We start from the raw sequence: 14,613 nt of genomic DNA, 5'->3' as shown, positions 1-14,613 counted from the left end.
GGGCAGTCGTGGCCGCCACCACTGACGAGACGGCACCCGCCGCACCCCGAGCCCGGCGGGACCGGACCCATTACCTGTACATCGCCGTCATCGTGGCCGTCGCGCTCGGCATCGCCGTCGGACTCCTGTGGCCGGATGCCGCCGTCCGGCTCCAGCCGCTGGGCACCGGATTCGTCAACCTGATCAAGATGATGATCTCGCCGATCATCTTCTGCACGATCGTGCTCGGCATCGGCTCGGTGCGCAAGGCGGCCAAGGTGGGCGCCGTCGGCGGCATCGCCCTCGGCTACTTCCTCGTGATGTCGCTGGTCGCGCTCGCCATCGGGCTCGTCGTCGGCAATGTGCTGCACCCCGGCGCCGGGCTCCATCTGACCCACGCCCTCAGGCAGACCGGACACGCCCAGGTCAGCAGTGACGCGCTGCCGCCCGTGGACTTCGTCCTGTCGATCATCCCGAAGACCTTCGTGTCCGCCTTCACCGAGGGCCAGGTCCTCCAGACGCTGCTGGTCGCGCTGCTCGCCGGGTTCGCCCTCCAGGCCATGGGCGCGGCCGGGCAGCCGGTGCTGCGCGGCGTCGAGCACCTCCAGCGGCTCGTCTTCCGCATCCTGTCCATGGTCATGTGGGCCGCGCCGGTCGGCGCGTTCGGCGCGATCGCCGCCGTCACCGGCTCGGCCGGGCTGGACGCGCTGAAGAGTCTCGCCGTGCTGATGCTCGGCTTCTACGTCACCTGCGCGCTGTTCGTCTTCGTGGTGCTCGGCGCGGTGCTGCGGATCGCCGCCGGGGTGAACGTCTTCGCCCTGTGCCGCTACCTCGCCCGCGAGTTCCTGCTGATCCTGTCCACCTCCTCCTCCGAGTCCGCGCTGCCGCGCCTGATCGCGAAGATGGAGCACCTCGGCGTCAGCAAGCCGGTCGTCGGCATCACCGTGCCGACCGGCTACTCCTTCAACCTCGACGGCACGATGATCTACATGACCATGGCGTCGCTCTACATCGCGGACGCGCTGGGCACGCCGATGTCGGTCGGCGAGCAGATCCCGCTGCTGCTGTTCCTGCTGCTGGCGTCGAAGGGCGCGGCCGGCGTCAGCGGCGCGGGCCTCGCCACCCTGGCCGGCGGCCTCCAGTCGCACAAGCCCGCGCTGGTGGACGGCGTCGGCCTGATCGTCGGCATCGACCGGTTCATGAGCGAGGCGCGGGCGCTGACGAACTTCGCGGGCAACGCGATCGCCACGGTGCTGGTGGGCACCTGGACCAAGGAGATCGACCGGGCGCGGGTGGCGCGGGTGCTCGCGGGAGACCTGCCGTTCGACGAGACGGTGATGGACGCGACGGCGGGTACCGTGACCGGGGCCCCCGAGCCCCGCGAGGACCGGCTGGCCAAGGCATAGCCCCCGGCCCCCTGCTCCGGATGCCCGGCCCCGCCTGAACCGGGTCCGGGCATCCGGCCGTTCGCGCGGTGTCTTACAGGTCCGAACTCACCTTGGTCACCAGGGCGGTGGCCAGCGAGGCGGGTACGCCCGCCGAGGTCAGCACGGTGACCGCGGCGGCGCGGCCGGCCTCCTTGGCGGCCAGCAGCCCGTCGTTGACCGCCTCCATGACCGCGAAGAGGGACTGCTCGTGCACATAGGCGAGCGCGGGCGCGGGCAGCGGGGAGGTGAACACGCCCTCGTCCAGGCCCTGTTGGAGCACCCGGATCTTGGCCGCGCGCACCGGGGCGAGGCGTTCGCGGATGCCCTGCACGGTGACCGTGCGCTGCGCGAGGGCGATCAGCAGCCGGTAGCGGTCGGCGATCGCCCAGAGCCCGAGCACCGAGCGGGCGAGGGCCTCCGCCGGGTCCGTGATCCCCGTACGCACCGCCGCGTCCGCGTCCGCGAGCGCCTGCACCGCCTCGTCGGTGAGGGTGCTGATCAGCGCCTCCCGGCTGGGGAAGTGACCGTACACGGTCCGTCGTACGACTCCGGCGGCGCGCGCGATCTGGTCCATCGAGGCGTCCGGGTCGCGCAGCAGCTCGGCGAGGGCGACGTCGAGGATGCGGCGGCGGTTGGCGTCGGCGCGGCTGGGGTTACCCGTGGTCATGGAGGCCATTCTGCCCTTCCTCACCCGACTTGCACAGTGCTGTGCAGCGGCGTACATTGCACATTGTTGTGCAATTGCACGATGCTGTGCAACTTCCGTCGCGAACCTGAGGAAGGCAAATCCCTGCCATGCGACTCGTCATGACCGAACCGGTCGAGAAGATGGAGCGCCCGTACGCCCGGCGCTGGTGGGCACTGCTGGTGCTCTGCCTGAGCCTGCTGATCATCGTGATGGCCAACACCGCCCTCACGGTCGCGGCGCCCGACATGACGAAGGACCTCGGCCTCTCCAGCGCCGACCTCCAGTGGGTGATCGACGGCTACACCGTGCCCTACGCGGCCCTGATGCTGCTGCTCGGCGCGATCGGCGACAAGTACAGCCGGCGCGGGGCGCTCGTGCTCGGCCTGCTGGTCTTCGGCGGCGGCGCGGTCTTCGGCTACCTCGCGGACAGCGCGGCGACCGTGATCGCGGCGCGCGCGGTGATGGGCGTCGGCGCGGCGCTGATCATGCCGGCCACGCTGTCGCTGCTCGCGGCGACCTTCCCGCGGGCCGAGCGGGCCAAGGCGATCGTGCTGTGGACGGCGACGGCGGGCCTCGCCATCGCCGCCGGACCGGTGGTCGCCGGCGCGCTGCTGCGCGACCACGGCTGGTCCTCCACCTTCCTGATCAACGTGCCGATCGCGCTCGTCGCGCTCGTCGCCGCCTTCGTCCTGGTCCCGCCCTCCAAGGCCGGCCACCACGACCGCATCGACTACGTCGGCGGCCTGCTGTCCGTGATCTGGACCGGCTCCCTGGTCTACATGATCATCCAGGGCCCGCACTTCGGCTGGAGCGGCAAGGCCGTCGCCGCCGCCGTGATCGCGGGCGTCGGCCTGATCGCCTTCGTCCTGTGGGAGCTGCGCCACCCGCGCCCGATCCTGGACGTCCGCCGCTTCGCGCACCGCCGCTTCGCCGGCTCCAACCTGGCCGTCGCCCTGTTCTTCCTGGCCGTCTTCGGCGCGTTCTACTTTCTCACCCAGCACCTCCAGTTCGTCCTCGGCTACGACGCCCTGGAGACCGGCGTACGGATGCTGCCGCTGGCCGGCGCCGTGTTCGCCGGCTCGGCCCTCACCGGCTGGCTCACCCCGCGCCTCGGCATGAAGTGGACCGTCAGCGCGGGCATGGTCCTCGGCACGGTGGCGCTGGGACTGCTCACCCAGGTGGATGCGGGCTCCACGTACGGCGACTTCCTGGCCCCGCTGATCATCCTCGGCCTCGCCATCGGCCTCGCCCTCTCGCCCTGCACCGACGCGATCATGGGCGCGTTCCCCGAGTCCGAACTCGGCGTCGGCGGCGCGGTCAACGACACCTCGCTGGAACTCGGCGGCTCCCTCGGCATCGCCATCCTCGGCTCGCTGCTCGCCACGTCGTACGGCAACCACCTCACCGACGCGACCGCCGGCAGCAAGCTCCCGCCGAGCGCCCTTGCCACCGCCAGGGACTCGGTCGGTGCCGGCTACGCCGTCGCGCAGGGCATCGCCGACAAGGCCCACCAGGCCGCCGCCCGGGCCGCTCACGCGAGCAGCCCCCAGCAGGCCGCCGCGCTCAAGCAGCAGGCCGCCGAACTGGCCGCGGGCGCCCGCCAGATGGCCGACGCCGTGGGCTCCTCCTTCTCCTCCGCCGTGGCCCACACCAGCCTGGTCGGCGCGGTCATCCTCGGCATCGGCACGGTCCTGGTCGCGTTCCTGCTGCCGCGCCGCGCGACGACCGAAGAGGTGAAGGAAACGGAGAAGGAACTGGCACAGACCACCGCCGGCTGACGGTTTCCGGCCGACATCCATTAGCGTGCCGTTCCGGATCACCGGAACGGCACGCTCGTGCGTGGCGTCTGTACCGTCATGGAGGCACGGGGGACATGAAGATCGACTGGGACCGGCGGACCTGCGCGCGCAAGGGGCATGTGACCTACGCGCCCGACGATCCGCGGCTGCGGGTACGGCTGCACGCGCAGACCGGGCTCGGGGACGCGTGGCGCTGCCTGCGCTGCGGGGACTTCGTGCTCGGCGAGCCGCACGGGTCGGGACCGGCGCGAAACGCGCCGCTGGTGCCGCGGGGCAAGGTGCTGCGGGACCTGTTCATCCTGCGGTTCCTCGCCGTCGAGCGAGCCGTGCGCGGGGTGTTCATAGTGCTGGTCGCGGTGGCCGTGTGGAAGTTCAGCAACAGCCAGGACGCGGTGCGGCGGCTGTTCAACGAGTACCTGGCCGTGCTGCGCCCGGTCTTCCGGCACTTCCACTACGACCTGGACCACTCACCCGTGGTCGGCTCCATCCAGAAGGCGTTCGGCTACAAGCACTCCACGCTGCTCCTCGTCGCCGGACTGCTCCTCGCCTACGCGCTGATCGAGCTGGTGGAGGCGGTCGGCCTGTGGCGCGCCAAGCGCTGGGCGGAGTACCTCACGGTCGTCGCCACGGCCGCGTTCCTCCCGCTGGAGATCTACGAGCTGACGGAGAAGGTCAGCTACCTCAAGATCGCCACCCTCGCCCTGAACATCCTCGCCGTCCTCTACATCGCCTTCGCCAAACGCCTCTTCGGCCTGCGCGGCGGCCGCCGCAAATTCGACGAGGAACGCCACAGCGCGTCCCTGCTGGAGGTGGAGGAGTCGGCGGGGGTGCTGGTCTGAGGTCACCGCGAAAGTCCTCGCCGGCTCGCGGTCGGGTGGTTCCTCCCGTCCTCGTAGCAGTGCCCTCCCACCGGCCGGTAGGAGGGCACTGCTGTGCGTGCGTGTTCCGCCGAAGCGGTCTCAGTCGTCGCCGACCAGCTGTTCGATCCGGAAGAAGTGGGAGTCGCCGTACCGGAACCGTTCGCCCAGGGCCGTGTACCCGGTGAACCGCTCGCGGGTCAGGGGCACGGCCAGCGCGGCCAGGGCCCGCAGGAACAGCCGGAACCCCAGGTCGGGGTCCACCCGCGTGACGACCCTCTCCAGCGCTGCCGCCACGGCGGAGCCGGGCAGCGCCTCCCCGCCGTGGCCGACGACCCGGCCGGCCATGTCCTGCGCCGCCGCGCGGAGCTCGCGCAGCACCTCCGGCGTCGCCCCGGCATCGACGGGGCGCAGGACCGGGGCGTACGCGGGAGCGACGTCACGCAGACGTTCCTCGCACACCGCGACGACCTCCTCCAGCCACCGGCGACCGTCGCCGCCGAACAGATGGACACCGCTACCTTGTTCCGAGGCCGCGAGCCACAGCGTGGTGAGGGTTTCCGTGGACAGACCGGACCGGAGCACGCGCAGCACGTCCTCCAGCACAAGAGCCGCTTCCGTACCGGGGGTTCGCTCGAACCCGTCCCAGGAGAGATAGCCGCTCAGGGTGTCACGGGACGTATGCGGGTGCCATGAACCGGCGAACCGCTCGGCGAGTCCGGACAGACCGAAATCCCGTTCGGCGTCCCGCCGCCGGGTGTCGATGGGCGGCCAGCACACGTCGAGACCGTCATGGACGACCGCGAGCGGGTAGCCGAGGGGACCGGCGGGCGCGAGGAGCCTGTCGTAGCGCTCCTTGTCGATCCGCAGCCGGGACACCTTCAGTGCCCGCAGGAAGATCCGGTACCCGAGGTCGACGTCCGCTTGGACGACGACCTGCTCCAGGCGCGCGGCCAGGCCCGGAACGCCGTGCGCCCGGTCCAGGTCCGCGCCCAGGTCCCGGATCTCCTCCACGACCAGGCGGCCGAGCCCGGCGTCCCGCACCGGCCGGGTCTTTGGTGGGACGTAGGAGCGCTTGTTCCGCCGCAGACGGCCTGCCGACAGCTCCGACAGTTCCGTCAGCCAGGCACGGGCATCCATCCCGTGGGAGGCCGGATCGAAGCACGCTCCGACGGAAGCCAGCCACACGGTGCGCAGGATGTCGTCGGAGACCGGCGAGGACAGCAAACGGCGTGCGTCCTCGCCCAGTTCGACGGCCTCCTCGCCCTCCGACCCGTCTGCCAGCCCGGCCGCGAGGGCGAGAGCCGACGTCCGGTCCACAGCGCGCCCGCAGGCGTGAATCCGCTCCGCCAGCCCGGTCAGCCCGAAGTCACCGCAGTAGCCGAGCGTGACGTACGTGGAGCGCTCATCCATGATCGGGCCCCTCACCGCGGATACGCCACCTTCATCCGGCGTTCGAACCGGTTGCCACGCGCACAAGAAATCCCCCGGACAATTGCGTCCGGGGGATTTCTGCGGGTATATTCAATGGTTCGCGACTTCACAGCCGTGCGGTCACGAAAAGCTTTGTGGGCACAGTATATCCGGGCGGGAGTGGAATTGTCAAACGCCGAATTTCCAGACGATGAATTGCGCCGCGAGCAGGAATTCATCGACGGACTGTACGCGCGCGTCGACGTGCTGCGCGGTGACGCCGAGGCGGCGGTCGGGGACGCGCTCGCGCAGGGTGACAAGCCCATGCAGGCCCGGCTGGAGCGGGACATCCTGGTCGCGGAGCGATCGGGGCTGCTCGCCGCGCTGAACGCCGTCGACGGCTCGCTCTGCTTCGGGCGGATCGATCTCGCGAACGGTACGACCCACCACATCGGCCGGATCGGGCTGCGCGCGGACGACGCCGAGCGCACGCCCGTGCTGATCGACTGGCGCGCCGATGTCGCCCGGCCGTTCTACCTGGCCACCGGGCACACTCCGATGGGGCTGCGGCGGCGCCGGCACATCGCCACCGAGGGCCGTACCGTCACCCAGCTGCACGACGAGATCCTGGACCTCGGCGACGCCACCCGCACCGGGCACGAGGACCACAACGGCGACGCCGTGCTGCTGGCCGCGCTGAACTCGGCGCGCACCGGCCGGATGGGCGACATCGTGCGCACCATCCAGGCCGACCAGGACCGGATCATCCGGGCGCCGCACCGGGGCGTGCTGGTGGTGGAGGGCGGCCCCGGCACCGGCAAGACCGCGGTGGCCCTGCACCGGGCGGCGTACCTCCTGTACGAGCACCGGGAGCTGCTGGCCCGCCGCGCCGTGCTGATCGTCGGCCCCAACCCGGCCTTCCTCGGCTACATCGGCGAGGTGCTGCCCTCCCTCGGCGAGACCGGCGTCCTGCTGGCCACCGTCGGCGAGCTGTTCCCCGGTGTGAAGGCGACGGCCACCGACACCCCCGAGGCGGCCGCGGTCAAGGGGCGCGCCGGCATGGCGGACGTGCTCGCCGAGGTGGTCCGCGACCGGCAGGCGCTGCCCGACCCGGTCCTCATGATCGAGCACGACCGCGAGGTGCTGATGCTGGACGACGGCCTGGTGGGCGTCGCCCGCGAACGCACCCGCGCCGCGAAGCTGCCGCACAACGCGGCCCGCGAGTACTTCGAGGGCCACATCCTCAACACGCTCACCGAGCTGTACGCCGAGCGGGTCGGCACCGACCCCTATGACGGGAGCAGTCTGCTCGACGCCGCCGACCTCACCCAGATCCGCGACGAGCTGGCCGAGAACCCCGAAGTCTGGTCCGCCATCGACCAGTTGTGGCCCCGGATCACCCCGCAGCGGCTGGTCGCCGACTTCCTGGCCGAACCCGAGGGGTACCTGAGCGACGCGGACGCCGCCGCGATCCGCCGCCCGGTGACCCGCGCCTGGACCGTCGCCGACGTGCCGCTCCTGGACGAGGCCGCCGAACTCCTCGGCGAGGACGACCGGTCGGCCCGGCTGCGCGCCGATCGCGAGCGCGAGACGCAGATCGCGTACGCGCAGGGCGTGCTGGACGTGTCGTACGCCTCGCGGACGTACGAGTTCGAGGACAAGGAGGACGGCGACCCGGACGCCTCCGAGGTGCTGTCCGCGCACGACATCATCGACGCCGAGCGGTTCGCCGAGCGGCAGGAGGAGGCGGACCACCGCAGCGCGGCGGAGCGGGCGGCGGCCGACCGGACCTGGGCGTTCGGGCACATCGTCGTGGACGAGGCGCAGGAGTTGTCGCCGATGGCCTGGCGGCTGCTGATGCGGCGCTGCCCGACCCGCTCCATGACCCTGGTCGGCGACCCCGCGCAGACCGCGGAGGCGGCCGGGGTCGGCTCCTGGGCCGAGATCCTCGCGCCGTATGTCGAGGACCGGTACGAGCACACGCGCCTCGGCGTCAACTACCGCACCCCCTCGGAGATCATGGACCTCGCCGCGGCCGTGGTCCGCGCCGAGCACCCGGACTTCCGGCCGCCCAGCTCGGTGCGCTCCACCGGGGTACGGCCCTGGGTGCGGCGGGAGGACGACGACCTGCCCGGCGCGGTCGCCAAGGCCGCCGCCGAACTCGCCCCGGTCGAGGGGCGGTTGGCGATCATCGCGCCGCGCCGGCTGCACCGCCCGATCGCCGCCCGCCTGGACGGTGTCACCGCCGGCGCCGAACCCGACCTCACCCGGCCGGTCGTCCTGCTCGACCCCCGCCAGTCCAAGGGCCTGGAGTTCGACTCGGTGCTGGTGGTCGAACCGGCCGAGTACGGCACCAGCGACCTGTACGTCGCCCTGACCCGCGCCACCCAGCGCCTGGGCGTCCTGCACACCGGGAACCTCCCCGAGGCCCTGGCCCGGCAGGAGGCGTAGGACGAAGGTGCCGCGCGGGCCCCGGAGAAACCCCCCTTCTCCGGGGCCCGCGCATCCCCCCGTGATCCCCGCCGCCCGGCGCCGATCCCTAAGCCGGTCGCAGCCACACCGTGGCCAGCGGCGGCAGGGTCAGGCGGAGGGCGGCCGGGTGGCCGTGGGCGCCTCGGGGCTCCGGTTTCAGGGGGTCCGGGTTGGTGACGCCGCTGCCGCCGTAGGCGGGGGAGTCCGTGTTCAGGATCTCCGTCCAGGCGGGCACGGAGTCCGGGACGCCGATGAGGTAGTCGGGGCGGACGACGGGGGAGAAGTGGCAGACGGCGAGGAGCGGGGAGCCGGCGGCGTCCCGGCGCAGGAACGCGAGGACGTTGTCGGCCGCCGCGTCACCGGCGATCCACTCGAAGCCCGACGGGTCGGTGTCGCGCTGCCACAGGGCGGGGGTGTCCCGGTAGCGGGCGTTCAGGTCGCGGACCAGATCGCGCACGCCCCGGTGGTCGGGGGCGGCGGGGTATGACGGGTCGAGCAGCCACCAGTCGGGCCCGGCGGCCTCGGACCACTCCGCGCCCTGGGCGAACTCCTGCCCCATGAAGAGGAGTTGCTTGCCGGGGTGGGCCCACATGAAGGCCAGGTAGGCGCGCAGGTCGGCGCGCTGCCGCCACCAGTCGCCCGGCATCTTGGACACCAGGGACCCCTTGCCGTGCACCACCTCGTCGTGGGATATCGGCAGGACGTAGTTCTCGCTGTACGCGTACACCATGGAGAAGGTCATCTCGTCGTGGTGGTACGCGCGGTGCACGGGGTCGTGCGCCATGTACTGGAGCGAGTCGTGCATCCAGCCCATGTTCCACTTCAGGCCGAAGCCCAGCCCGCCGAACCCGCTCGGACCCTGCACATGGGTCGGCCGGGTCACCCCGTCCCAGGCGGTGGACTCCTCGGCGATGGTCACCACGCCGGGACAGCGCCGGTAGACCGTGGCGTTCATCTCCTGGAGAAAGGCCACCGCGTCCAGGTTCTCCCGGCCGCCGCGCTCGTTCGGCCGCCAGCCGCCCGGCTCGCGCGAGTAGTCGAGGTAGAGCATGGAGGCCACCGCGTCCACCCGCAGCCCGTCCACATGGAACTCCTCGCACCAGTACAGGGCGTTGGCCACGAGGAAGTTGCGCACCTCGCGCCGGCCGAGGTCGAACTCCAGCGTGCCCCAGTCGGGATGCGCGGCCCGCAGCGGATCGGGGTGCTCGTACAGCGGCCGCCCGTCGAACTCGGCCAGCGCCCACGCGTCGCGCGGGAAATGGGCCGGCACCCAGTCCATCAGCACCCCGATACCGGCCTGGTGCAGCCGGTCCACCAGGTACTTGAAGTCGTCCGGGGCGCCCAGCCGGGCCGTCGGCGCGTAGATACCGGTCACCTGGTAGCCCCAGGAGCCGCCGAAGGGGTGCTCCGCGACCGGCATCAGCTCCACATGCGTGAACCCCATCTCCAAGACGTACGCGGTGAGTTGGTCGGCCAGTTCGCGGTAGGTCGAGCCGGGGCGCCAGGAGGGCAGGTGGACCTCGTACACCGAGAACGGCGCCTCGTGCACCGGGGTGTCCCCCCGGTGCGCCATCCACTGCGCGTCGCCCCACTCGTAGTGCGAGGCGTGCACGATCGACGACGTGGCGGGCGGCGCCTCGGTGCGGCGGGCCAGCGGGTCGGCGCGCAGGGTGTGCGAGCCGTCCGGGCGGGTGATCTCGAACTTGTACAGCTCGCCCTCGCCGATCCCCGGCACGAACAGCTCCCAGACCCCCGACGCGCCCAGCGACCGCATCGGGAACCCGGTGCCGTCCCAGAAGTTGAAGCTCCCCGCGACCCGCACCCCGCGCGCGTTCGGCGCCCACACCGCGAACCGGGTCCCGCGCACCCCCTCGTGCGTCAGGACGTGCGCGCCGAGCGCCCGCCACAGCTCCTCGTGCCGGCCCTCGCCGATCAGATGCAGATCCAGTTCGCCGAGCGTGGGCAGGAAACGGTAGGCGTCCGCCGTCTCGTGGACCGTGTCGCCGTACGCCACCCGCAGCCGGCTCTCCTCCGGTACGGCGTCCAGAGGGAGCAGACCCGAGAAGAAACCGTCGCCGTCGTCGCGCAGTTCGGTGTGCTGCGTGCCGCAGACGACGGTGACCGAGCGGGCGCCCGGCCGCAGGACGCGGTAGGCGACCCCGCCCGGCACCGGGTGGGCGCCCAGCACGGAGTGCGGGTCGTGGTGGGCCCCGGCCAGCAGCCGCGCGCGGTCCTCGGCTCCCACGGCGGGATCGGACAGGTGCTTCTTCGACGTCACGAGCGAGTCTCCCCTGGGGCGAGAGTCGGGTCAGTGAGGGTCGGACACGGCGAGGCGGCGGACCGCCGACAGCGGCACGGACAGCCAGTCGGGGCGGTGGCGGGCCTCGTACACCACCTCGTAGACGGCCTTGTCGGTCTCGAAGGCGCGCAGCAGCACCGGATCGGTGCGCGGATCGCGGCCGGACACCTCCGCGTACCCGGAGCAGTAGGCCGCCCGGCAGTCGTGCGCCCACCGGGGCGGGGCCGAACTCGCCGTGCAGGCCGCGTAGTCGAAGGAGCGGAGCATCCCCGCGATGTCCCGCGCCGTCGGCTGCGGCATCCGCCGCTCGGCGGGGGGCCGGGCCGGTTCCCCCTCGAAGTCGATCAGCGACCAGTCGCCGGACGGCGCGCGCAGGCACTGCCCGAGGTGAAGGTCGCCGTGGATGCGCTGCGCGGTCCAGGTGCGGCCGTCGGCGGCCAGCTCGCCGAGCGCGGTGTACGCCGACCGCAGCCCCGGCTCGTACGGCAGCAGCGCCGGTACGGCCTGTACCGCCGCCGCGAGGCGTTCGGTCATCCCCTGGACCAGCGGCCCGAGTTGGGCCGGGCCGAGGGTGACCGTCGGCAGGGCGCGGGCCAGCGCGGTGTGCACCTCGGCGGTGGCCCGGCCCAGCGCCCGCGCCTCGGCGGTGAAGTCCTCGCCTTTGGCCAGCTCGCGCAGCGCCAGCTCCCAGCCGTCGGCGGCACCGCTCACGAAGGGCTGCAACACCGCGAGCACATACGGCTGTTCGTCCAACTCGGCATGGAGCCACGCGGTCGGCGCGGGCACCCGAGGGCAGCCCTCGCGGGCCAGCGCGAGCGGCAGCTCCAGATCGGGGTTGACGCCGGGGACGACCCGGCGGAACAGCTTGAGGATGAACGTATCTCCGTAGACCACCGAGGAGTTGGACTGCTCGGCGGCCAGTGGCCGGGCCACCAGATGGGGCCGGATCTCCCGGCTCGGGTCCCGTTCGAAGCGCAGCCCGCCGACGCGGGCCCCGGTGCGCAGGGCTTCCAGGAGCACTTCGGCGGGCCGGCGGTCGTACAGGGCGTCGTACACCGTGCGTCCGGCGAGCGGGCCCTGGTCCACATGGCCGATCAGCGCGGGCGCCAGCCGGGGTGGCAGCGCCTCGCGCGTGCCTATGAGGAGCTGGTAGCAGTCGCCGGGGTGCGCGGTCTCCGGTGGCTGGTGGACGCGCAGGAGCACGTGGTACAGGCCCAACCGACCGCTGGGTGGCAGGAGTTGGGTCACGGCCACGGGGGTGAACCCGGTGACCGGTTGGCCCTTGCCCGCGAACCAGCGCTGCCGGGGCAGCCAGGCGCGCAGCAGGGGGGCCAGTGAATCGAGGGTGGTGCTCGCCGAAGGGGTGACCGCTTCCGTCACGGGCGTCACGTCCTTTCCCCGGATCTGGTCGGGGTGTCACTGATGGGTGCCCGGACCGGGGCGGCGAAAACACACCGCCGCCCCGACGGGCGGTATCACGCCGGATCGCGACGCAGCCGGAACCAGTAGAAGCCGTGTCCCGCCAGGGTCAGCAGATACGGCAGGTCGCCCACGGCCGGGAAGCGCACCCCGCCGAAGAGTTCCACCGGGTGCCGTCCGCGGAACCGGCTCAGGTCCAGCTCGGTGGGCTGGGCGAAACGCGAGAAGTTGTGGACGCACAGCACCAGGTCGTCCTCGTACTCGCGCAGGAAGGCGAGCACTGCCGGGTTGGAGGACGGGAGTTCGTCGTACGAGCCGAGTCCGAAGGCGGGGTTCTGCTTGCGGATCTCGATCATGCGCCGGGTCCAGTGCAGCAGCGAGGACGGCGAGGACATGGCCGCTTCCACGTTGGTGACCTGGTAGCCGTAGACCGGGTCCATGATCGTGGGCAGGAAGAGGCGCCCCGGATCGCTGGAGGAGAAACCGGCGTTGCGGTCGGGGGTCCACTGCATGGGGGTGCGGACGGCGTCGCGGTCGCCGAGCCAGATGTTGTCGCCCATGCCGATCTCGTCGCCGTAGTACAGGATCGGCGAGCCGGGCAGGGAGAGCAGCAGGGCGGTGAACAGCTCGATCTGGTTGCGGTCGTTGTCGAGGAGGGGGGCGAGGCGGCGGCGGATGCCGATGTTGGCGCGCATCCGCGGGTCCTTGGCGTACTCGGCCCACATGTAGTCGCGTTCCTCGTCGGTGACCATCTCCAGGGTCAGCTCGTCGTGGTTGCGCAGGAAGATGCCCCACTGGCAACCGGAGGGGATCGCGGGCGTCTTGGCGAGGATCTCGGACACGGGGTGGCGCGATTCCCTCCGTACGGCCATGAAGATGCGCGGCATGACCGGGAAGTGGAACGCCATGTGGCACTCGTCGCCGCCGCTCGGGAAGTCGCCGAAGTAGTCGACCACGTCCTCCGGCCACTGGTTGGCCTCGGCCAGCAGCACCGTGTCCGGGTACTGAGTGTCGATCTCCTTGCGGACCCGCTTCAGGAACTGGTGGGTCGCGGGCAGGTTCTCGCAGTTGGTGCCCTCGCTCTGGTACAGGTACGGCACCGCGTCCAGCCGGAAGCCGTCGATGCCGAGGTCCAGCCAGAACTTCAGCGCGGAGATCATCTCCTCCTGCACCGCCGGGTTCTCGTAGTTGAGGTCCGGCTGGTGCGAGAAGAAGCGGTGCCAGTAGTACTGCTTGCGTACCGGGTCGTACGTCCAGTTGGACGCCTCGGTGTCCACGAAGATGATGCGGGCGTCCTGGTACTGCTTGTCGTCGTCGGCCCAGACGTAGTAGTCCCCGTAGGGGCCGTCGGGGTCCTTGCGGGACTCCTGGAACCACGGGTGCTGGTCGCTGGTGTGGTTCATGACGAAGTCGATGATCACGCGCATACCGCGCTGGTGGGCGGCGTCCACGAACTCCACGAAGTCGGCGAGGTCGCCGAACTCCGGCAGTACGGCGGTGTAGTCCGAGACGTCGTAACCGCCGTCTCTCAGCGGCGACTTGAAGAAGGGCGGCAGCCACAGGCAGTCCACGCCGAGCCACTGGAGGTAGTCGAGCTTGGCGGTCAGGCCCTTGAGGTCGCCGACGCCGTCGCCGTTGCTGTCCTGGAAGGAGCGGACCAGGACCTCGTAGAAGACGGCACGCTTGAACCAGTCCGGGTCCCGGTCCCGGTCGGGAGTGTCCGCGAAGGTGTCCGGGACGGGCTCATTGACGATCATATGGTGGGTGACCCTCCGATCTGCGGGTTGGACGGTCGCAGGACGGTGAGGACGTGCGCGGGGCGCCGGCCCGGTTCGAGGCGCACGTAGTTGGCCCTGCCCCAGTGGTAGGTCTCGCCGGTCAGCTCGTCGCGTACCGGCACCGACTCGTGCCAGTCCAGGCCGAGTTGCGGCATGTCCAACGAGACCGTGGCCTCCTGGGTGTGGTGCGGGTCGAGGTTGGCGACGACCAGAACCGTGTTCGACCCCGCACGCTTGGAGTAGACGATCACCGCGTCCTGGTCGGCGTGGTGGAAGTGCAGGTCACGCAGCTGGCGCAGGGCGGGGCTGCGCCTTCTGACCGCGTTGAGGCGGGTGATGAGCGGCGCGATCGTACGGCCCTCGCGCGCGGCCGACTCCCAGTCCCGCGGCCTGAGTTGGTACTTCTCGGAGTCGCGGTACTCCTCGCTGCCCTCCCGCAGCGGGGTGTTCTCGCACAGCTCGTAGCCGCTGTAGATGCCCCA

9 protein-coding genes and 1 pseudogene are annotated in these 14,613 nt (G+C 71.4%); 4 read left to right on the top strand and 6 right to left on the bottom strand.

The window, feature by feature from the left end; genetic code table 11:
• The first annotated feature begins 8 nt into the window (after positions 1-8).
• Positions 9-1,385: a cation:dicarboxylate symporter family transporter gene (locus AC069R_RS19485; RefSeq protein WP_478768091.1), complete on the top strand. Its 1,377-nt coding sequence runs from the start codon at positions 9-11 to the stop codon at positions 1,383-1,385.
• A 73-nt stretch (positions 1,386-1,458) separates the two neighbouring features.
• Here the strand turns inward: AC069R_RS19485 and AC069R_RS19480 are convergent, their stop codons facing one another.
• Complete coding sequence (locus tag AC069R_RS19480) at positions 1,459-2,082, bottom strand: TetR/AcrR family transcriptional regulator (protein WP_478768090.1); 624 nt, start codon at positions 2,080-2,082, stop codon at positions 1,459-1,461.
• Between the two features lie 119 nt (positions 2,083-2,201).
• Between AC069R_RS19480 and AC069R_RS19475 the strand changes: the two genes are divergently transcribed.
• Both AC069R_RS19475 and AC069R_RS19470 read left to right on the top strand, forming a co-directional pair.
• Positions 2,202-3,872, top strand: a complete 1,671-nt coding sequence (locus tag AC069R_RS19475; protein WP_478768089.1) for an MFS transporter — start codon at positions 2,202-2,204, stop codon at positions 3,870-3,872.
• Positions 3,873-3,967: 95 nt separating this feature from the next.
• The gene (locus tag AC069R_RS19470) at positions 3,968-4,732 is read left to right on the top strand and encodes a DUF2127 domain-containing protein (RefSeq protein ID WP_471065140.1); all 765 of its coding nucleotides are present in this window, start codon (positions 3,968-3,970) and stop codon (positions 4,730-4,732) included.
• Positions 4,733-4,852: 120 nt separating this feature from the next.
• Here the strand turns inward: AC069R_RS19470 and AC069R_RS19465 are convergent, their stop codons facing one another.
• Positions 4,853-6,163 carry a hypothetical protein gene (locus AC069R_RS19465; protein ID WP_478768088.1) on the bottom strand — a complete coding sequence of 437 codons (1,311 nt, stop codon included), beginning with the start codon at positions 6,161-6,163 and terminating at the stop codon, positions 4,853-4,855.
• 216 nt (positions 6,164-6,379) lie between these two features.
• Between AC069R_RS19465 and AC069R_RS19460 the strand changes: the two genes are divergently transcribed.
• Positions 6,380-8,614 (top strand): HelD family protein, encoded by a 2,235-nt coding sequence (locus tag AC069R_RS19460; protein WP_478768087.1) that lies wholly within the window; start codon positions 6,380-6,382, stop codon positions 8,612-8,614.
• Positions 8,615-8,702: 88 nt separating this feature from the next.
• On the opposite strand, the gene glgB is transcribed toward AC069R_RS19460, so the two are convergent.
• The 4 genes and pseudogenes from glgB to AC069R_RS19440 form a co-directional block, all read right to left on the bottom strand.
• Positions 8,703-10,913 carry a 1,4-alpha-glucan branching protein GlgB gene (glgB, locus tag AC069R_RS19455; RefSeq protein ID WP_478768086.1) on the bottom strand — a complete coding sequence of 737 codons (2,211 nt, stop codon included), beginning with the start codon at positions 10,911-10,913 and terminating at the stop codon, positions 8,703-8,705.
• Between the two features lie 30 nt (positions 10,914-10,943).
• On the bottom strand, positions 10,944-12,314 hold the full coding sequence (locus AC069R_RS19450) for a maltokinase N-terminal cap-like domain-containing protein (protein ID WP_478768085.1): 1,371 nt from the start codon (positions 12,312-12,314) through the stop codon (positions 10,944-10,946).
• 95 nt (positions 12,315-12,409) lie between these two features.
• A complete protein-coding gene (gene treS / locus AC069R_RS19445) occupies positions 12,410-14,110 on the bottom strand; it encodes a maltose alpha-D-glucosyltransferase (protein WP_478768083.1) in 1,701 nt (566 codons plus the stop codon).
• Positions 14,107-14,613 (bottom strand): annotated as a pseudogene (locus tag AC069R_RS19440) (alpha-1,4-glucan--maltose-1-phosphate maltosyltransferase); the annotation flags it as partial. The pseudogene AC069R_RS19440 and the gene treS, both read right to left, overlap by 4 nt.

The sequence above is a fragment of the Streptomyces sp. NPDC043952 genome (assembly GCF_056435325.1).
The sequence above is the reverse complement of the archived record's forward strand: the minus strand, read 5'-3'. Positions and strand labels throughout refer to the sequence as shown.

Coding starts and splice junctions, on each gene's coding strand:
- AC069R_RS19480 (WP_478768090.1), bottom strand. CDS start 2,082: ATGGCCTCCATGACCACGGGTAACCCCAGCCGCGCCGACGCCAACCGC.
- AC069R_RS19475 (WP_478768089.1), top strand. CDS start 2,202: ATGCGACTCGTCATGACCGAACCGGTCGAGAAGATGGAGCGCCCGTAC.
- AC069R_RS19470 (WP_471065140.1), top strand. CDS start 3,968: ATGAAGATCGACTGGGACCGGCGGACCTGCGCGCGCAAGGGGCATGTG.
- AC069R_RS19465 (WP_478768088.1), bottom strand. CDS start 6,163: ATGGATGAGCGCTCCACGTACGTCACGCTCGGCTACTGCGGTGACTTC.
- treS (WP_478768083.1), bottom strand. CDS start 14,110: ATGATCGTCAATGAGCCCGTCCCGGACACCTTCGCGGACACTCCCGAC.